This window comes from Streptomyces ureilyticus, from assembly GCF_011045025.1.
GTDB classification, from domain to species: Bacteria; Actinomycetota; Actinomycetes; order Streptomycetales; family Streptomycetaceae; genus Streptomyces; species Streptomyces ureilyticus.
Genome location: NZ_JAAKZX010000001.1, coordinates 1 through 18,281, shown reverse-complemented (window position 1 = coordinate 18,281; position 18,281 = coordinate 1). Strand labels below are relative to the sequence as shown.

General features: G+C 70.9%; 21 protein-coding genes. 2 read left to right on the top strand and 19 right to left on the bottom strand.

Annotation, left to right across the window (positions count from 1 at the left end):
- Both G6048_RS00105 and G6048_RS00100 read right to left on the bottom strand, forming a co-directional pair.
- Positions 1–303 (bottom strand): hypothetical protein, encoded by a 303-nt coding sequence (locus tag G6048_RS00105; protein WP_235989387.1) that lies wholly within the window; start codon positions 301–303, stop codon positions 1–3.
- Positions 300–776: a hypothetical protein gene (locus tag G6048_RS00100; RefSeq protein WP_165337307.1), complete on the bottom strand. Its 477-nt coding sequence runs from the start codon at positions 774–776 to the stop codon at positions 300–302. The genes G6048_RS00105 and G6048_RS00100 overlap by 4 nt, the downstream gene beginning before the upstream one ends.
- Before the next feature lie 209 nt (positions 777–985).
- On the opposite strand from G6048_RS00100, the gene G6048_RS00095 reads away from it, so the two are divergent.
- Positions 986–2,053, top strand: coding sequence for a C40 family peptidase (locus G6048_RS00095; RefSeq protein WP_165337306.1), 1,068 nt, complete (start codon positions 986–988; stop codon positions 2,051–2,053).
- A gap of 66 nt (positions 2,054–2,119) precedes the next feature.
- On the opposite strand, the gene G6048_RS00090 is transcribed toward G6048_RS00095, so the two are convergent.
- The 3 genes from G6048_RS00090 to mobC are packed head-to-tail and all read right to left on the bottom strand — an operon-like array spanning position 2,120 to position 5,468.
- On the bottom strand, positions 2,120–3,250 hold the full coding sequence (locus tag G6048_RS00090) for a hypothetical protein (protein WP_165337305.1): 1,131 nt from the start codon (positions 3,248–3,250) through the stop codon (positions 2,120–2,122).
- Positions 3,251–3,267: 17 nt separating this feature from the next.
- Entirely contained in the window at positions 3,268–5,034 is a 1,767-nt protein-coding gene (locus G6048_RS00085; RefSeq protein WP_165337304.1) for a relaxase/mobilization nuclease domain-containing protein, read from the bottom strand.
- Entirely contained in the window at positions 5,034–5,468 is a 435-nt protein-coding gene (mobC, locus tag G6048_RS51260; protein WP_165337303.1) for a plasmid mobilization relaxosome protein MobC, read from the bottom strand. The genes G6048_RS00085 and mobC overlap by 1 nt, the downstream gene beginning before the upstream one ends.
- A gap of 241 nt (positions 5,469–5,709) precedes the next feature.
- On the opposite strand from mobC, the gene G6048_RS00075 reads away from it, so the two are divergent.
- On the top strand, positions 5,710–6,090 hold the full coding sequence (locus G6048_RS00075; RefSeq protein WP_165337302.1) for a hypothetical protein: 381 nt from the start codon (positions 5,710–5,712) through the stop codon (positions 6,088–6,090).
- A 440-nt stretch (positions 6,091–6,530) separates the two neighbouring features.
- On the opposite strand, the gene G6048_RS00070 is transcribed toward G6048_RS00075, so the two are convergent.
- The 14 genes from G6048_RS00070 to G6048_RS00005 all read right to left on the bottom strand — a co-directional run bounded on the left by G6048_RS00070 (position 6,531) and on the right by G6048_RS00005 (position 17,897).
- On the bottom strand, positions 6,531–6,734 hold the full coding sequence (locus G6048_RS00070; RefSeq protein ID WP_165337301.1) for a hypothetical protein: 204 nt from the start codon (positions 6,732–6,734) through the stop codon (positions 6,531–6,533).
- Complete coding sequence (locus G6048_RS00065) at positions 6,731–7,168, bottom strand: ATP-binding protein (RefSeq protein WP_165337300.1); 438 nt, start codon at positions 7,166–7,168, stop codon at positions 6,731–6,733. The genes G6048_RS00070 and G6048_RS00065 overlap by 4 nt, the downstream gene beginning before the upstream one ends.
- A 105-nt stretch (positions 7,169–7,273) precedes the next feature.
- A complete protein-coding gene (locus G6048_RS00060; RefSeq protein ID WP_165337299.1) occupies positions 7,274–8,500 on the bottom strand; it encodes a helix-turn-helix domain-containing protein in 1,227 nt (408 codons plus the stop codon).
- Between the two features lie 162 nt (positions 8,501–8,662).
- Positions 8,663–10,270, bottom strand: a complete 1,608-nt coding sequence (locus G6048_RS00055; RefSeq protein ID WP_165337298.1) for a DNA cytosine methyltransferase — start codon at positions 10,268–10,270, stop codon at positions 8,663–8,665.
- 599 nt (positions 10,271–10,869) lie between these two features.
- A complete protein-coding gene (locus tag G6048_RS00050) occupies positions 10,870–11,496 on the bottom strand; it encodes a hypothetical protein (RefSeq protein WP_165337297.1) in 627 nt (208 codons plus the stop codon).
- 192 nt (positions 11,497–11,688) lie between these two features.
- On the bottom strand, positions 11,689–12,297 hold the full coding sequence (locus G6048_RS00045; RefSeq protein WP_165337296.1) for a hypothetical protein: 609 nt from the start codon (positions 12,295–12,297) through the stop codon (positions 11,689–11,691).
- A gap of 95 nt (positions 12,298–12,392) precedes the next feature.
- On the bottom strand, positions 12,393–13,100 hold the full coding sequence (locus G6048_RS00040) for a hypothetical protein (RefSeq protein WP_165337295.1): 708 nt from the start codon (positions 13,098–13,100) through the stop codon (positions 12,393–12,395).
- 95 nt (positions 13,101–13,195) lie between these two features.
- Positions 13,196–13,894 carry a hypothetical protein gene (locus tag G6048_RS00035; RefSeq protein ID WP_165337294.1) on the bottom strand — a complete coding sequence of 233 codons (699 nt, stop codon included), beginning with the start codon at positions 13,892–13,894 and terminating at the stop codon, positions 13,196–13,198.
- A gap of 95 nt (positions 13,895–13,989) precedes the next feature.
- On the bottom strand, positions 13,990–14,577 hold the full coding sequence (locus G6048_RS00030; protein WP_165337293.1) for a hypothetical protein: 588 nt from the start codon (positions 14,575–14,577) through the stop codon (positions 13,990–13,992).
- A 226-nt stretch (positions 14,578–14,803) separates the two neighbouring features.
- The gene (locus tag G6048_RS00025; protein ID WP_165337292.1) at positions 14,804–15,409 is read right to left on the bottom strand and encodes a hypothetical protein; all 606 of its coding nucleotides are present in this window, start codon (positions 15,407–15,409) and stop codon (positions 14,804–14,806) included.
- Positions 15,410–15,527: 118 nt separating this feature from the next.
- Complete coding sequence (locus G6048_RS00020) at positions 15,528–16,250, bottom strand: hypothetical protein (protein ID WP_165337291.1); 723 nt, start codon at positions 16,248–16,250, stop codon at positions 15,528–15,530.
- A 123-nt stretch (positions 16,251–16,373) separates the two neighbouring features.
- Positions 16,374–16,943, bottom strand: coding sequence for a hypothetical protein (locus G6048_RS00015; RefSeq protein WP_235989386.1), 570 nt, complete (start codon positions 16,941–16,943; stop codon positions 16,374–16,376).
- Between the two features lie 91 nt (positions 16,944–17,034).
- Entirely contained in the window at positions 17,035–17,355 is a 321-nt protein-coding gene (locus G6048_RS00010) for a hypothetical protein (RefSeq protein WP_165337290.1), read from the bottom strand.
- An 86-nt stretch (positions 17,356–17,441) separates the two neighbouring features.
- Complete coding sequence (locus G6048_RS00005; RefSeq protein ID WP_165337289.1) at positions 17,442–17,897, bottom strand: hypothetical protein; 456 nt, start codon at positions 17,895–17,897, stop codon at positions 17,442–17,444.
- Positions 17,898–18,281: the final 384 nt, after the last annotated feature.

Below are 18,281 nucleotides of genomic sequence, written 5' to 3'. Positions count from 1 at the left end.
TCAGCCGCCCGCAATGCCGTTGAGGATCGCGATCAGGGTTCCGGCCAGAACGACCGCGGCCGCCCCGCCGCCCATCCACTTGAACGGCTCGCTGGCGCTGCCCCCGTGTCCCCGCTTGTCGGACACCCCCAGCTTGAAGACGCCGTAGCCCGCCCCGCCGACCCCGCCGAGGACGACCAGCCACAGGCCGTAGCCGAAGAACTGGCCGACGGTGCCTTCCATGCCCGGGATCGGGGTGGGTTTCGCGTCGGGGATGAGGGCGGCCTGGGTGACCCACTCGGCGGCCATGCTGATCATGGTCATTTCCTCTCCATCGTGCGCCGCAGCTTCTGGGCCGCGGCCTGAACGTCCTTGTGTTCCAGGGCCTCCTCGGGCCCTTTGACCGCGCGCAGGACCGGCAGGTACGGCACGCTCGCCACCCCCGCCAGCCGCCCGCCCAGCGCGCGCACCAGATACCGCGCGTCCGCCACCGGCCGGGCCGGGGCATCCGCGATCAGCACCAGCCACGGCTTGGGCAGCGGACCCCAGTGCCGCAGCATCTCCTCGACCTGCGTCGCGCCGTACATGGTCGTCTCGGCCAGCAGCACCGGCCACGCTCCGTACGGCACGGACTCCCCGGCGGCCAGGACACGCGCCTGCGCGCCGCTGCCGTCGGCGTCGAGCATTCGGGCGACCGTCGCCACCGCGATTCCGTAGCCGTGGACGGGAATCAGCGCGTACTGGAGCCCAACAGCTACACCGCCGCCCGGAATTGATGTCCCAGATTGAGTGATCACGCCGCAACTCCCCCCGATATGACTGCATTTGCCTGAACGGATCTTGGGCTAGGAGTGTAGCCATTTGTTGACAGAACCAGAGGGTAGCGTGATTCCCTATCGCACCTGAGTGACGCCTGCTGCGTCGCCGAAATCAGGCCCTGCACCAAGGACTTGGCCCCGCAACAGGGGTGGCCAGTACCGGCAGGACAGACACGGGGGAAGCCCACGTGAAGGTGCTCATCGGAGCCGCCATCGCGGCCGTCGCCATGCTCCTGGCGGCCATCCTCGCCCTCGTGGCGATCGTGCTCGTCGAAGTCGACGGCGCCGAGGCGACCGAGATATCCGACGGCGGCGGCGGACTGCGCGGCGTCCCCGCCGAGTTCCGCACCTGGATCCTCAAAGCCGACGAGGAGTGCAAGCAACCCGGGCTGACTCCGGCACTGCTGGCCGCGCAGCTCTACCAGGAGTCCAAGTTCCAGACCTCCAAGGAGGAGGCCACCTCCACCGCCGGCGCGCAGGGCCCAGCGCAGTTCATGCCCGGCACCTGGGCCACCTGGGGCCGTGACTCTGACGGCAACGGCGAGGCCTCGCCCTGGGACATCGGCGACGCCGTCATGGCGCAGGGCCGCATGATGTGCTCCCTGCTCAAGCAGGCAAAGAACTCCGGATACGGCGGCGACGTACAGGCCCTCGCCCTGGCCGGGTACAACGCCGGATGGGGACGCGTCGAACAGTTCCGCGGCGTGCCCCCGAAGTCGTTCGCGCGGGGCGAGACCTACAACTACGTACAGATCATCCTCTCGTCCATGAAGCGGTTCCAGGGCCCGGGCCTGCTCCAAGTCTCCGGCTCCGGCTCCGGCGCGGACGCACTGCGCAAGGCGGCCACCCGGATGGGCACCCCGTACGCCTGGGGCGGCGGCAACGCGAGCGGTCCCTCGACCGGATTCTGCGACGGGACCAACGGCTACCTGAACGGGAAGTGCTCCGCGAGCAGCACCGTCGGCTTCGACTGCAGTTCGCTGGTTCAGTACGCGTACTGGCCCAACGTGAAGCTGCCCAGGACGGCGGCCGCGCAGTACGGCGCCACCTCCGACCGGGCTGTCTCCCGCAGCGACCTCAAGGTGGGCGACCTGCTGTTCTGGAGCAAGGGCGGCCAGAGCGCCATCTATCACGTCGCGATCTACGCGGGCGATGGGAACGTCTTGCACGCGCCGCGCACTGGCCGCACCGTCTCGCTCGCCCCCCTGACGTCTGCCATGCCGGGGGCGGACTACTACGGCGCCACCCGCCCCTGACCGTCCCTCAAACGGCACGTGCCGCAGACCCCGAGTCGGGTCTGCGGCACGTGTGCGTCCCGGCAGTTACTTGGTCTTGCGGTTCCTCGTGGCGGGCTCGGCCGTACGGTGCGGGGCCACCCCGGGCTCTGCAGGCGCCGCGTTCTTGGCCGCCTGCGGCTTAGTAGGGCCCACGGTCGCCGACGTCGCCCGTGCCGCCGCGGTGTTGACCTGCACCCGCGATTCCGCCGCAGGGTCGTCGAGCGGTCGGCGCAAGGCGTCGTTGGCGGCCTGCACCAGCCGTGAGCCGAGCTGCGGCCCCGGTCCCTCCTCCCACGAGGTGTCCTTCATCAGCCGGGCCAGGTGGTCCGTCACCGGCTGGCCCTTGCGCTCCATGTCCGCCATCCGGTAGGCGACCAGCGGCCACTGCTTCGCGGTCACCATCAGGTCGGCATCACGCTCGCGTCCGGGCATCGCCTCGCGCACCATTCGCACGTACTTCGGGTTCGCATCCACGATGGCCAGTTGGCGCAGTGCCCGGTCCCGGTCGGACAGAACGAGGTCCTTGGGGATGTCCAGTCCGGTCGTCAGCGGCCCGTAACTGAGCATCGCGTCCCGGCTCGTGGTGGGTGCCGCGGCGAGGACCTTCCCCACGGCCTGGTCGACCCCGAGGCCTTCGTCGTGGGCGCTCGCGAGGACCTGCCGCACGTCGACGCCGCGCTCGTCCAGCCGCGCCATCTGCGCTGCGATGTCCGGCCACGTCGGGGACGACAGAATCGCTTCACGCACCGGTCCCGCCGGCAGCGTCTCGCGCAGCATCCGCTCCCACTCCCCGGTGCCCTCGCGGGCCACCCGTTCGGTGTTCGCGGCGACCTGGTCCCGCACCGTCACCGCGATCTCGCCGACGCCCGGCAGGATCTGATCCAGGTTCACGCCCGCGCGCTGCAGCGCCACCAGCTGCTGCGCCATCTGCGGCCAGTCCGCCCCCGTCAGCAGTGCGTCGGAGATGTCCGACGGCAGCAGCTTCTTGATGCTGTCGGCCGTCTCGCTCGTCTCCTGGTCCGAGGGCGGCGGCTCCTCCTCCATGCTCTTCTGCCGCTGCCGTCGTATCGCGTCGGCGATGGCCAGGACCAGACGCGTCGCCATGACGGCGGTCTGCACCGCCTCGCCTGCCGCCTCGGCGAACGGCTCACGCTCGTCCGGTGTGGGTGTCGCCATGCTTGCTCTCCCCTCGTTCAGCGGCCCCGTTTCGGGCCCTTGCGCTGCTCGTCTCCGGGCGGCCGCCGCGTCGGCCCGGGCGCCCCGCTCTTGCGGGCCGGACCGGTACGTCCGGTGCCGCCCGCGGACGCCGCGGGCGCGCTCGTACCGGAGGCGGCCGCCGTCGAACTGCGTTGCCGCCGCCATCCGTCCAGCCGCCATGTAAGCACCTCGGCGATCGACTCCGCTGAGGTCAGCTCACGACGGGCCGCGACCGTGGCCAGGACATCCACCGGGTCCTCGCCCGCCCGCTCGACCTCTACCAACTGCGTACGCAGAGCGGGCCAGGCCTCATCCGCAAGCACCGTACGCGCATGCCCGGGGAGGGCCTGCTGGACGACGCCCGCCATCGGCCGTTCCCCGGGCGCGGCCGCCGTCCGGCGTGCGGTGTCCGACCGGGTCGGTGTGCGCTTGGCCCGCGGCCGGTAGTCCCGTGCCGCTCCCTCTCCGGCGGTGACCTCGACCGCCTCGCGCAGCAGCCGCCCGGCCCGTCCGGCGGCGTCCGCCTGGGCCTGGTGCTCCTGCGCCTGGTGCCAGCGCCGGGATGCCTCCACCGCCCTCACCAGAGCCAGCAAAAAGCCCAGCATCGCTGCCGCGTCGTTGCGGCCCACCGACGCCACGGACTGGTACAGCACCTGCGTCGACTCGCGGTACAGCTCGCGCGCCTCGCCCTGCAGACTGCGGGCGCCCGGCGCCCGGGAGGCACGCTCGAACTCGTAGGCGGCCTGCCGTATCTGATCGCGCACCAGGTACGGGGAGACGAGGGCGGCGACCACGACCAGGTCGCCGAGCGCGGCCACGTCCCCGGCGCCCTGGTGCAGTCCCCCGGCACCGAGCTGCTCGGCGGCCGCGCGTACCTTCTCCTCCGCCACCCGCCACGCTCCCGCCGGCGCGGCCGACGACGTCGGGACCGGCCGCTGCCACCGCTCACGCACGCGCGGCAGCGACAAGTCCGGCGCGAGCCGGGTGCCGGAAAACCACACTGCCCGCTGGCTCCCGTCACGGTCTCCGGGCAACGCGACCGAGTAGCCGGTGACGGTGCCGTCCGGGGCGATCCGCTGCTGCACGCGCATCCCGGCCGCGTTCAACCGGGCGAAGAAATCGGCGTCGCTTACGGCAGCGGCCGCCGCCTCGCGCACCGTTCGCTGGAGCGTCTCGCGGACTGGCTCCGGCAGTCCACGGCGCTCCGCCTTCTCCTTCTCCCCTGTCCTGGGCCACTTCCGCGCGGTCTTGTCGCCACTCGTCAATCGACGCAGTCTGAACTCGACCTCAAACCGGCGCGCGGCGGCGTGCATATTCACGATGTCCTGCCGCAACCTCGGCTGCCCACCGTCCTGCCGCGCCTGCGTCGCCACGATGTGAATGTGGTCGTCGGCATGCCGGATCGCCACCCATCGGCAGGCCTGATTGTCACCGTGCTTGGCGATCCCGGAGGCGTGCATCATCTCGCGGGCGACCCGAGCCCATTCCTCGTCCGTCAGGCTCCTGTCCTCGGGCGCGTTCCGCACTGCCACGTGGTACACGTGCTTGGACGGCTTCTTGCCCAACAGCGCGTACACCGGAGCGTCCAGCATCAGCGCGAGATCCGCGATCGTCATGTCTGGCGAACGCGCCGGGTCCTCGACGTACGGGTCGTCCCACGAAGCCACCATGTGCGGGTCGGTGTGCTCGTCACGCTTGCCCGGCCCGTACAGGTAGTCCAGCAGCCCCCAGGTGTCGTTGCCGTCCCGGGCCTTCTTCGGCATCACGACCGCGGCCGCCGCTCGCGCATCACCTGTCGGGTTGCCTCGTCCATGCGCCGGACGCTCTGGAGTACCGCATCCAGGGCGGCCGCGAGTTGGGCGCCGGCCACCGTGCCGTCAGCGTTCAAGGCCTTCGCGATCTGGTTGACGTTGTTGCCGATGCGCGAGAGCTGGTTGCGCGCCCGGATGAACTCGGCGAGGACGTCGCGAGTGTTGTTCGAGACGGGGACGACCTTCTCCTTCGCCACGTCCAGGGCGACGTTGCCGACCCATGCGGCAAGGGCCTGATTGTTTCGGGCGGCGGCCTCACGGACGATCGTCAGCTCGGTGTCGTTGTAGGAGACCTTGAGGCGGTTGTCGCGAGGACCATCGGCCTCGCGCTCGCGGTAGCGCGCGGAGGTTCGGCGTCGGCCGTCCGCTGCTGATGGCTCTGCCACGGCAGCCTCCTTTCCACCCCCCGGTCCGTGCTCGGACCCAAGATCACCGGCTGCCACCCTAGTGGACCCCCAGCCGATGATCACGCAAACTGGGCCCAGTTTGCACTAACTCGCTTCCGGTGGCTATGGCCGTCGGAAGAGCCTGAAGGTGTGCATGGATTACCGTCAAAAACCCCTACGGCCTGCGGTGATGAGGAGTCCCGGACTGCCGCATCGAGCATAGGGAAAGTACGATCACGACATGGCGAGTGCACAAGAGATCAGGCAGCGGATGAAGGAGATCCAGGAAGCCCGCGAGGCGGCGTTCGAGCCGCTGGCGGAGATCCTGGAGGAGCGTCAGGAACTCCAGCGCCAGTTGGCGGACCTGGACGAGCCGTACGGCAAGGCCTTCGCGGAGGCGGAGGCCGCGGGCTGGACCGCCGAGGAGCTGAAGAACATCGGCGCCGAGGAACCCGTGAAGCGTCCGAAGGGACGGCCGCGCGGCAAGCGCGGGACGGCGAAGAAGGCGGTGCCGGAGACGGTGTCGACAGACACCTCGACTGCTTCACCGGCGGCCGCGGCGCCCGCACAGGAAGGTGCCGGAGAGGCTGCGGCCGCTACGGCCGGAAGCCTGTCCGGCTGACGGCGCACAGCGCAGAGACAAGGGCCCCGCTTTTGCGGGGCCCTTCGCGTTGTGGGCACATCCCTCCCCGGCCGATCCAGTGTCCGGCCGGGCTCCTCCGCGTCAAGGTCGTACGTCCGCTCCTCGCCGCGTCGCTCGTTCCTCCCGACGCGCCTGCGGTGCGGGCGCTCCACCTTGACGCTCCCTCCCCCGGCCTGGGGAAGGCCTTGACGGGGAGGGAGGAAAAGGGTCGGCGCCTCGGGGCCGGAGGGGTGTCAGGGCCGTCGTGCGGGTGCGGCTCGCAGGGTCGGGCCATTCCAGAATTCTGGAACACGCGGCGGTGCCCCGGCTCCCCTCACGGGTGGGGTTCCGGGGCACCGCTTGCGTCCGCTGCCCGCGACGGGGATGGCGCGGGCAGCGGGGTTCGAGTGCGGGCTACGGCACGCTGGGGCGGCGGGCCTTCATAGGTCGCCCGCTGCGATCATTTCCTTGCGCGTCCGCTTGACGGTGAGCTTGCGCGGGTCCTCCGCCGGCCACTCACTTCCGCCGCCGCTTCGGGGCCGGAGCCAGACGACTCCGCCACGGACGTCGGTCACGATGGCATAGGTCTTGCCGTCCATCACCTCGTCGCCGACCGACGGCAACGGGTTGCTCTCCTCGTTCATCGAGTCACCTTCATCTCTGCCCAGACACGCTTGCCCCACGGAGTACGTCCAGAGCCCATCAGGTCGTATCCCCACCGGTCCGCCATTTCGTCGACCAACGCCAGTCCGCGGCCGCCGATGTCGTCCGGCCTCGCCTCGCGCAGCTCCGGCAGCTGGCGGGGTGCGCGGTCGACCACGGCCACGTAAATCCGGTCGGCCTCGATGCGGTCGATGATGACTCGGACGGACCGACCGCGAGCGTGCCGGACGGCGTTCGTGAACAGTTCCGTCGCCAGCAGCGCAGCGCTGTCTTCCGCGTCTTTCAGGTTCCAGGCGCACATGGCCACACGCGCTAAGCGTCGCGCCTTCTCCACTGTCTCGGGCGTACGCGTCATCGTCTCGCTGTAGCCGGGGTATCCCGACGCGCGGGGCTTCATGGTCATGCCGGTCGTCATCGCCAGACCTCGGGTAGCGGATGGTCGAGACACGACCGTAAAAGCCGGAGGGGGTAGCGACAGGTACAGTCGCTACCCCCTCGCCTAGGGGTACAGGTTGTACCCCTAGGCGGCCACACCGAGTTGACGCGCGAGGCCTCGGGCGTCGTCACGGATGATCGTGCTGCCACTCTCCGCCAGTTCCGCCGCCGTGCCGCGCGCGAACAGGTTGAAGCGTGCCGTCTCGGCGCTCGCCTCGTAGGCCTTCTTCAGCAGGTGCACGACCGCCACCGACTCCCCTGCGAGGCTGTACGCGCGGGCCGTCTCGATGATGTGGAAGCTGCGGCGGGTGGCGCTCTGCATGACGCCGAGGTCGATGTGCGTGGCCGCGTCGACCGCCGCGCCGGACCGTACGAGGTCGTTGTTCATCGTGATCGCGTACGCGTCGACCATGCCCCGGCCGAACATCAGCCACGGGTGCACGTACGCGTCGCCGAGCCGCTTGGCGGCGGCGTCGGCGCGGTCCCAGTGCCGTTCGGCGTTGCCCTTCTGGCCGACCTTCGCGAACGACAGGGCGGCGGCCAGGTGCAGCAAGCCGCCGAGGGCGATGTCCTCCGCTCCCCGCTCGGGGTCGAGCAGCCGGAGCGACTTCATCGCCAGGTCGACGCGCGCCTCGTGCCCCTCTCCGGCGTCACGGAAAACGTGGTTGAGGTACCACGCGGAGGCCGCGATGGCGTGCGGGCTGTCGGCGTCCTGAGCCATCGTCATGGACCGGTCGCCGGTGAGCATCACCAGCTCGGGCGCGGGCTGGAAACTCAGGTAGAGCTGGGCCAGGTGGTAGGCCTGCGCAAGCAGCACCTGGACCCGGCGCCGGTCGGTGCCTTCATGGGTACGGGCCGCGTGCTGGAGGTCGGCAAGTAGGCCGGGTAGCACGTTGGCAACGCGGCTGCGGTGGTCGCCGAATCCGTGCCAGGCCTGCCACGCGTTCTGTACCCGGGTGGCGAGCGCTGCGGCCGGCGCGGGCTCCTCGTCCCGGGTGAGCGGGTCGTAGGTAGTCAGGGACTCTTTCACCCGCAGCAGTGCGGGGTGGGCGGCCTTGGTGTAGATGGCGGCCGCAATGCGTTCATCGCCGGTGAGGGCGGCGAGGTCGTCCACGCCGAGCGCCTCCGCAAGGCGGAGGAGAAGCGGCAGGCGTGGCATGCCGAGTCGGTCGTTCTCGATCGCCTTGACCCATTCCGTGCTGCGGCCGACCAGACCGGCGAGCACCGGTCGCGTCTGGCCTTTCCGCTCGCGTTCGCGTCGGACCCGTTGGCCGAACGTTTGGGGCGAGCCATTTTCAGCGTCGTGCGCCATGATGGACTCCGTTCTGACGTCGCACTCAGGACGGTACCGGTGCGCGAGCATCCGGGGACACCGCTCTCCCCTTCGGGTACCCGAAGGGGACCGGAAAGCCCCGGCGGACCGCTGATCTCCAGCGGCCCGCCGGGGCTTTGGTGTTGCCGGGGGCGGACCCTCCTACGCCGCCGTCGCGGTCGGCGTCAGCTCCTCGCCGAAGAGGTCCAACTGCTCGGGCTCGGCGACCGTCGTCCCGGTGTCGGTGCCGTACAGCTCGTGCACGTACGCACGCACCTTGGTCTCCCAGTTCTCGTCTCCGAGGATGCGCCCGAAGATGGCGGCGGAGACCATCGGGCAGACTGCGTCCGCCGCCTGCTGGGCGACGTTGCGCACTCCGCGGCCGCGCCCGACGTGGGTCCACGGGTAGTCGGCGGGGAAGCCGACCAGGCGGCCAATGTCCGACTGGCTGATGGTCTCGCCGGTCTCGGAATCCGCCCATCCGTACGCGGTCGCGGTGACGCAGGTGGACGGGAGGTCGGCGCTGCGCGAGCCGCCACCCTTGGCCCTGCCGGTCTCGGGGTCGACGGGGCGACGACCGCGCGTCAGATAGGTCCGGCCGGTGGGCCATCCGACGACCTCGGCGAAGGTCGGGGCAGGGATCGGCTCCGCGGGCGCGACGTCCACGAACGGCGTCGCGTCGCCGCGGTAGGCGGTCATGAACCGGCGCTTGCGGTGGGAGGCGCCGTAGTCGACCGCGTCCAGCGTCCAGGCCTCCGTGGTGTGCCAACCGGCCTGCGTCAGCTGCTCGAACAGTGCGTCCTCGATCTGCCGGGGCAGTGCGCTCGACTGCTCGACCATGACGCACTCCAGCATGCTGCCCGGCCGGGCGAGCATCCCGAGCGGCCAGATGATGACCTCCGCCATGAGTCCGGCGCGCGGGTCCTCCAGCTGCGCGAGCGGCGCGCGGACTTCGTCCCAGGTGTCGCCGGAACGGGGCGCGTAGCCGGTGGGCGAGTGCTCCCACGGCAGGAACCCGGCGGCCGCGCCCGCCTCCCAGATCGCGCGACAGATGATGTCGATGGCGGCGGCGTACCGGCCCTTGCCGAGCCCGCTCGGGGTGAACGCCTGGCACGGCGGGGTGAGGGCGATGATGCTGACGTGCTGGAGTGCCGGGTTCTCCGGGTCCAGCGCGGTGACGTCGGCGTGGATGACGCGCAGTCCGGCGGCGGTGGCGGTGGCGACGGCACCGCCGTCCAGGTCGATGCCGACGATGTCGACGTCCGCGCCGAGGATGTCGCGCAGCCCGAGCGAGAGGCCTCCGGGACCGTGGAACAGGACGATCACGCGCTTGCGGAGGATGCGGCCGAAGGTGTCGCGCTCCGGGGCCCACAGCCACTCGATCGGGAAGGGGCGCGCGTACCACTCCAGGAGTCGGCGGGTCTCGTCGTCCAGGTGGGCGATGCGCTCGGCGGTGACCTTGCCCTGGTCCTCGAAGCGGCCCAGCGCGAGGGCGGCGCGCTCCCCGCGGGCCTCGCGGAACAGTTCCTCCACGCGCTCGTCGTAGCCCTCGACTATGGCGTACGCGCACTCGGTGACTCGCTCGACCGCGTCGAACGCCCACTCCTCGGCCTCCGGGTCGCCGGGGTGCTCGTCGGCCAGCTCGGTGAGGAGTGCGGCGGCCTTCTGGCACTCGGTGAGTGCGGGGTGCCCGCCGGCCGCAGCGATGGCGGCCGTGTCCTCGGCTTCCTGTGCGGCAGCGTCGGCGGCGAAGGCATGGGTGTCACCCATGATCCACGTCCTTGGGTCGTTGAGGCTTCTCGGTGTTGGGCCCGGGGCCCGGCGGCCGGTTGGGGATTCCCGCCCCCTTCCGACGTAACTAATACTCTCAAGTTTTAGGGTGTGAGTCAACCCTGAATGCTCCACAAAACCGCAGGTCAGAGCACATTTTCGAGAGATTCCGGGCGCCCGTTTCCGGCCCGCAGAGGGACGCTCGGCCACAGCGATGCGGGCAGGGCTGACCAGCTCGACGGCCCCGGCCCTATCGCGGCAGCAGCCGCTCCCCCTCGGCCACGGCCGGACGGCAAGGTCTGCTCACGCTGGCGCGTCCGTGACGGCGGCAGTGCGGCGCCCGACCCAACTCCCGCCCGGCGGACGGCACTCCGGACCCCGGCCGGACTCCCCTCCCCTTCCCGCCTGCCCTTGTCGCGCGCACAACAGCGACGGCCGCAGACGGGTGACGACTGGCCATGTAAACCCCGGCGGGATGCCGCCTCACCTCTTAAGAGGTGACTTTGGGTGCGGCCGCGGCTTCCTGCGTCCGACATGACGATGGCCAGCGCATCCCTGCATCCGGGGTCGCGCTGGCCATCGTCCGGCCCGGCGGCCGCCTACAACTGGCGGGCCTGGGTGACGATCCGCTTCCAGGTGTCCACGGACTGGCCGTGCTCGCGGGCGAGTTCGGCGGCCACCTCGCCGGCCTTCCGGCCGGGCTGGGTCGCCAGTGCCTCGGCGGCCAGCCGGACTCGAGGATCGGGCTTCTTCGCCCGGGCCTTGGGGTCGGGTCCGGGCGGGCGGCCGCCCTTGGTGCCGAACCCGCTGACGGGGTTGTCGGCGAACTCCCAGAGCTGGCGCCGGGTGCGGTACTCGCGGGTGCGGGTCTTCAACGGCTCGGTGCGAACCGGGTCCGGCCAGCCGGGCGGCGGGTTCTTCGCGTACTGGGTGATCCGGCTGGGGTCGACGCCGAGCACGCGGGCCTGCTGCGCCGGCGCGAGCTGCTCGTCCGGGTCGCCGCTGCGGTCCACCCCGGACAGATCGCGGGGCCGCTGGCAGTGCTCCGTGAACCACGCGGTCCACTGCTCCAGGTCCCAGTGCATGACCCCGTCGATCTCGCGGGTCAGAGGGTGGCCGTTGCTCTTGCGGTCGCGCCACAGCTTGCGCAGGGTGTCCCGGCTGTGGCCGCTGTGCTCGATCAGGTCCTCGCGGTTTGCCCACTGGCGGCCGTTGGCGGTCTTCACGGGGTGCTCCTGGTGATGTCGGTCGTGGATACGATGGTGACTGGTTCGGTTTTGGGTCTGTTGAGGGCCCTCGGTGGCCGGACCGCACGGCCCGGCGGGATTCCCACGCTTTTGCGCCCCGCCGGGCCGCTCGACGTCTGGCGCCGGGCGGCCACGGCTCCCCGGACTGCGGTCAGAACAGGGTGTGGGGCATCAGGTGGCGGGGTCGGTGGCCAGCTTGGCGTAGGCCTCCATCAGGCGCCGGGTGCGGAACTCGGCGAGGTTGCAGAACTCAGCCTTCACCACGGCGTCCATGCTCGGCCCGGACACGGTCACGTACCCGTCGCCGATGTAGCAGGCCTCCGTGAACTCCGGCGCGTCCTCCTCGTCCTCGTGGCCCGGCATCGGCGTCCAGCGGGTGGCCGCCATCGGGCCGGTGCACTGCGCGTACAGGTGCCGGGCGGCGTCGCCCGTGAAGTCCTCCGGCTCGCCGCATCCGGCACGCCGCCGGTCGCTGTCCGCCGGGAGGGGGATCGCGTTGAACAGCGCCGGGGCCTGGTGCAGCGGCAGGGACTCGATGGTCACGCAGTGAGAGCGGCTCTGGTGGAAGCCGTGGCGGTCCACCCACAAGCCGGTCGTGGCGCCGTGCGCGAAGTGGACCTGGGTGACCGAACTGGTCACGCCGGTCAGGCGGCTGACGCGCATCGCGATGCCGCGGGCCTTCAGGATGTCCAGCGCTACCCGGGCGGTCCGCTGGTGCCGCGCGGCCTGGAGGACGGCGCTGCGCCGCTCGGCGATCTGCTGCTTCGAGGGGGACGTCATCGGTGGGGCCTTCCTGGTTGAGGTTCTTCGGTGGCCGCGGGCGGGCGGGGATTCCCGTCCCTCCCGCCCGCGGCGGATGGGGCTGTGCGGGCCGGTCAGTTCCGGCGCTCGGCTAGCAGGGCGACGATCGCGTCGACACAGTCGGCCAGCTCGGAGACCGGCCGCTTCATCAGATGCTTCTCGTTGCCGTAACCGTCGCCGACGTCGATGCGCCACTCGTCGGAGGGCAGGAGGGGCCGGTCCACGGTGATCTCCTCCTCCCCCTCGTCGCTGGTGGGGTTGTAGACGTAGAGCACGGCGTAGGAGACGCCCTTGCCCGGGAAGACCCTGTCCGGGCCGATGACCATCCAGGTGTTCCCGGCGTCGTCGTCGTGGTACGGGGTGAGCCCCCGCGCGGCGAAGGCGTTGATGGCGATGCGCAGCGCGTCCGGGCCGCCTTCCGCGGGGATGGGGGTGCCGGGCATGACGACGTACCCGAGCTCGGACCAGGGCGCGACCCCCATGCGCTCGGCGGCGAAGTACGCGCGGGCACGGCGCTCGGCGTCTGCCGCGCTGGAGGCGGTCACCTCGTACGACGAGAGGTCCTGCGCGTGCAGGACGGCGAACTGGTCGGCGGCGAGCTCCGAGCCCGGGTCGGGGGTGGGGTGCGTGCCGAGGACAAGCAGGTCGTGCCCGAAGTCGACGAAGACGACCGTCCACTGGTCGGGCGCGTGGGGCTGGGTCGGCAGGCCCGCGATCACCTGAGCGGTCAGCCGGAGCTCGTGCACGGCGGTGCTGCGGCGAGTGAAGGGCGTGTTCGTCACGGGGTTCTCCTGGGTTGAGGTCTTCGGTGGGGTGGTGCTGGTCCCCGGCGGGGGAGCGGGATTCCCGCCCCGCTCCCCCGCCGGTCTGGTGCCGGTCAGTCGTCCGTCCGGTCGGTCCGGGCGTAGTTGTGGAAGTCGTCGCTCACGGGAAAGTCGGTCGGCTCGGTGACGGGCGCGCACACCCAGGTGTCGACCGGGCCAGGCGTCTCCTGCTGGCCGCTGAGCCACAGGTGGATGTCGGGCTGGACCTCGAAGAGGTCGCCTTCGTCGTTCTCGGCGTAGAACTGGGAGTTGCCGCCGAACCCGTACTCGTCGGCGTAGTCCCACACACAGACGAGGTACGGGCCGTCCGCGTCGACGATGCGCATGAAGACGGCCCGGATGTCCTCGGGGGTGTAGCCGTCTTCGAACCGGCCGTGAAGGTCCGCGAGCTGGGTCAGCACGTACTGCGCCGCGCTCTCGTCGGTGTCCGGCTCGGGCCAGCCGCCCTCCTGGTCCTCGTGCTCACCGCCGTGCTCCTCGATCAGCTCCCGGATGGCCTGTACGGGCACCTCCAGGAACAACCCGCCGCCTTCGAGGCTGCCGCCGGTCAGCCACTCCTCCCACGAGTCCTCGCGCTCCCATGCCTCGGCGTCGGGGGCGGTGAGGCCGGGGAACAGGGCGACTTCGTCGGCCGTGTCGGCGCCGGGTGCGATCTTGAGGGTGAGCGCGTTGCCGTCGGCGAAGCGGACGCGGGCGAAAACGTCGTCGGTCCCGCCGGCCGTGAGGCTGTCGAGTCGCGGCGTGCTGGTCATGAGTGAGTCCTTCGATTCGCTGAGGGTTCTCGGTGTGGTGGGGCCCGGCGGGCGGACGGGATTCCCACCCCGTCCGCCCGCCGGGGTGTCGCCGATCAGCTCCCGGTGGAGTAGCCGGGGGCGATCGCGCCGGTCGGCGTGTAGCTGATCTCGCACGGGAACTGGTTGGGCTCCCGGACGCTCAGGTAGATGGCGCTGCCGTCGGTGGACGCCATCCGCTCGTCCCCGGGGAGGTGGAGGACGACGTCCCGCCACAGGTCCGTGCTGTCCACCGTGGACCGCCGGGGCCGCTTGCCCGGGCGCCGGGTGACCTTGCGGAACTCCGCTCCCCACTTCACGTCAGGCGCTCCGATCACGCCTCCGGCCTTGGCGAGCACGATGGGGGTGCGGCTCGGCGCGACGTCGCGCAGGGCGTCCGCGAAGCGCAGGTAGTCCGCGCACTCGCTGACCAGGAGGGGGCAGTCGAGACGCTGTCCGAAGTCGCGGATTTCGGGGATGCGCACGTAGGCGCTCGGCACGGCCTCGTTGGCCTCGGCAGCCTCGCGCGTGGAGTAGATGATGCCGTCGTGCCAGCCGTCGTCGATCCCGACGGCGAGCCACCCGGTGGCTCCGGCCTTGAGCATCAGCGCCACCAGGTCGGACATCTGGTCGGCAGCCCTGGCGACGTCGTCGCGAGTCTTCATGACTCTCCTTGCGGTTGAGGTTTCTCGGTGGTGCCGGTCGGGGATTCCCGCCCCCTTCCGACGTAACCAATACTCTCAAGTTTTGCGGTGGGAGTCAAGCCTGCCCCGCAGGTCACGAGCGCTTTTGAAAGACCCGGGATTCCCGCCTTCTCCCAGCCCTCGACGGCCGGAACGGGCCGGGCCCGGTGCGCGGACTGCGCGCACCGACCCTTGCGTGTCGGGGTCGTCAGCTGACGGGGTCCGTGACCAGCTGGGCGTACGCCTCCATCAGGCAGCGGGCGCGGAACTCGGTGAGGTTGCCGAACTCGGCCTTCACCACGGCGTCCATGCCGGGCCCGGACAGCGTCACGTATCCGTCGCTGATCCAACAGGCCTCGGTGAACTCCGGCGACTCCTCCTCGTCCTCGTGTCCCGGCATCGGCGACCAGCGGGTGGCCGCCATCGGGCCGGTGCACTCCGCGTACAGGTGCTGGACGGCGTCGCCCTTGAAGTCCTCCGGCTCGCCGCACCCGGCACGCCACCGGTCGATGTCCTCCCGGGAGGGGAGCGCGTTGAACAGCGCAGGGGCCAGGTGTAGCGGCAGGGACTCGATGGTCACGCAGTGAGAGCGGCTCTGGTGGAAGCCGTGGCGGTCCATCCACATGCCGGTCGTGGCGCCGTGCGCGAAGTGGACCTGGGTGGCCGAGCTGGTCACGCCGCGGAGTCGGCTGACGCGCATGGCGATGCCGCGGGCGTTCAGGATGCTCAGCGCTGCCCGGGGGGTCCGCTGGTGCCGCGCGGCCTGGAGGACGGCGCTGCGCCGTTCGGCGGTCTCGGTCGGGGAGGGCTTCATCGGTGAGTCCTTCTGGTTGAGGTGTTCGGTGTGGTCGTGTCGGTCCCGGCGGGGGAGCGGGATTCCCGCCCCGCTCCCCCGCCGAGCGTCCGGCCGGTGGTGCTGGTGTTGGTGTTGGTCAGTGATGGTGCGAGGTGAGCCAGTCGGCGATGAACGCGGCGGCCGCGGCGGAGTCAGCGGTGCAGTCGACCGGTTCGTCGCCGTCCCCGGCGATGTAGAGCGGGTCGCCGACGGGCTCGCCGTTCTCGTCGTGCAGGAACACCGTCCAGCCGGTGTGAACGGCCGGGTCGTACTCGATGGACGGGCTGCGGTCGGCCACCGACAGGTGCGCGCGACTGTAGGCCTCCGACGCGGGGGTGGCCGGGTCCAGCGGGATTGCGTAGCTCAGGCCCACGTCGGTGTGCGCCGTGACGCCGTACTTGGCCAGTGCGGCGAGCAGTACGGAACCCGCCGTGGGCAGGGGGTTGGTCACCCACTCGGCGACGGCCTCGACGCATTCGGTGAGCTGACCGGCCGGGCGCTCGATCAGCGTGCGCTCGGCGCCGGTGCCGTCGCCCGCGATCACGTGCCACTCGTCGCCGCGGGCGGGGGCCCGGGTGATGGTGATCTCCTCCGGCGCCTCGCGGTAGAGGTAGAGCACGATGTAGGGCCCGGCGAGCATACGCGGGAAGCCCCGGCGGGTTTGGTCGTGGCCGATGACCAGCCACGTGTTCCCGGCGTCGTCGTCGGGGTGGGCGGTGATGCCCCATGCGGCAAGGGCCTGGGTCGCGATGGTCTCGCCGGTCTCGTCCTCGACCGTCTCGCCGGCCGTGATGCTGTCGAGTCGCGGGGTGCTGGTCATGTTTTCTCCTGCTTGAGGTTCTCGGTGGGGCCCGGGCGGGATTCCCGTCCCGTCCGCCCGGGTCTCCGGCCAACCGGCCGGAAGTGGCGGCCGGGCCCGTATGGGACGGGCCCGGCGGTCGTATTACTTCTGGTAGGCGGGGATCAGCGCGCGGACCTTCTCTTCGCCGATGCATCCGCCGTCGTGGCGGTAGGCGCTGGGCGGGTTGCCGTTGCGGCCGCGGTGGTGGCTCCAGTAGCGGGGGCCGGACCATTCGCACAGCTCGCACAGCAGGTACCAGGGGTTATCGGAGCCGGGGAAGCCGTGGAGGACGGCCCTCCAGTGGTGCTCGGTCAGACCGGCGAACGCCACGCGGGCACCGTCGCGGTTGCGCTTGCTCGCGGGCATCCGCGGGTGCAGCAGGGGCACCGGTCCGTGGAGCGGCTGGGGTGCCTCGGCGAGCACCTGGTCCAGCGGGGCCGCCGTGATGCGACCGGCGGCGTACTCCTCAGCGAGGTAGGCGGCGGCCATGTCGATGCCCTTGGTGCCGGTGGGCGGGCGGCGGAGGTTGTGCTCGCCCTCGCTGGTGTCGACCAGCCAGTCACGGTGCCAGCGGAAGGCCTGCCCGATGACCTGGTCGGCGCCGATGATCACGGGGTAGCGGCACTCGATGTCCGGCTCTCCGATGCGGTACGGCAGGGTTGCGGTGCTCATGGATGTGCTCCTTGTTGAGGGGTGGTTCGGTGGCCGGGGCCGCGGACGGGCGGGGATTCCCGCCCCCGCCCGTCCGCGGGGTGATGACCGGCTAGGGCTGCTGACTGCGAGCGATGGCCAGGACCAACAGCTGGTAGTCGACGCCGCCCTCCTGCTTGAGGAGTGCGCCGTACAGCAGGACCGCTTCGTCGTCGGTCACCGCGCGGACGCCGTGCTCGGCGAGGAAGGCGTCGATCGCCTCCAAGGGCTCGTCGGCCTTCCGGAAGTTGTCGGTGTAGCCGTGGACCCCGGCAAGCTCGCCGTCCTCGTGCAGCTGGATGGTGAAGAGGCAAAGCCGCGGGTCGCACACGGGCCGGAGTTCGGCGTTCGTGCCGTCGAGCGGGAGGGAGGTGCAGTCGAAGTCGAATTCCACGATGGGGGCCTTTCGTTGAGGTCTTCGGTGGTGGGTCCCGGCGGGCGGACGGGATTCCCGCCCCGTCCGCCCGCCGGGCGAGTGGGTCAGCCCGAGTGGCTCGGGTTTTCGATGGCGCGGAACTCAGTGCCGTTGTCGGCCGTCAGGACGTGCCCGCGCACGATGTCGTCGACGTGCGAGGCGATCTCGTGGGTGCGGAAGTCGGCCTTCTGCATGAGGGGCCAGAGGCAGTTCGCCACGTCCCGCAGCTCGACCGAGTTGTCGCCCTCGGCGACGGTGATCCAGTCCTTGCCCGCCGGGCGGTACTGCGCCAGGTAGACGGGGGGCCCGGCGGGCCAGGTCGGCTGCTCGTCGAGGTAGTTGGCCACGGCCTGACGCGCGGCGTGGGCGCCCCCTCCGGGGTGCTCATCCTCGTCGACGTCGGCGAGGTGCATCAGGTCGGCGACCAGGTCGCCGATCCCGCCGCCGTAGGCGCCGTAGTACAGGTCCCAGACCATGCGCGCCCGGTCGGCGCGGTCCGGAGTGGTCAGGTCGTCAGTCATGACGCTCGGCCTTTCGTTGAGGTCTTCGGTGTCGGGCTTGGGGGCCCGGTGCCGGTCGGGGATCCCCGCCCCCTTTCGACGTAACTAATACTCTCAAATTTTAGAGTGCAGGTCAACTCTCGACACCCATAAAAGTGCAGGTCAGAGGCTTCTTCAGGGGGAATTCCGAGCGGTGTCGACCGGCCTTTCCGCACCCCGTTCCGGCGTCCGCCATACGACGACCCGGTCGGGGGGTTCCCTCCGCGGCTGGGCAGGCGCAGCCGACCGCGGGCCGTGTCGGGGGGTCAAAGCTCGCGCTTGCGCGACCGCCGAAGGCGGCTTGGCTTTGACGCTCCGGCGCGGGCCGTGGTCCCCTCCGGGGGCCCAGTCGCGGAGGGAACCCCC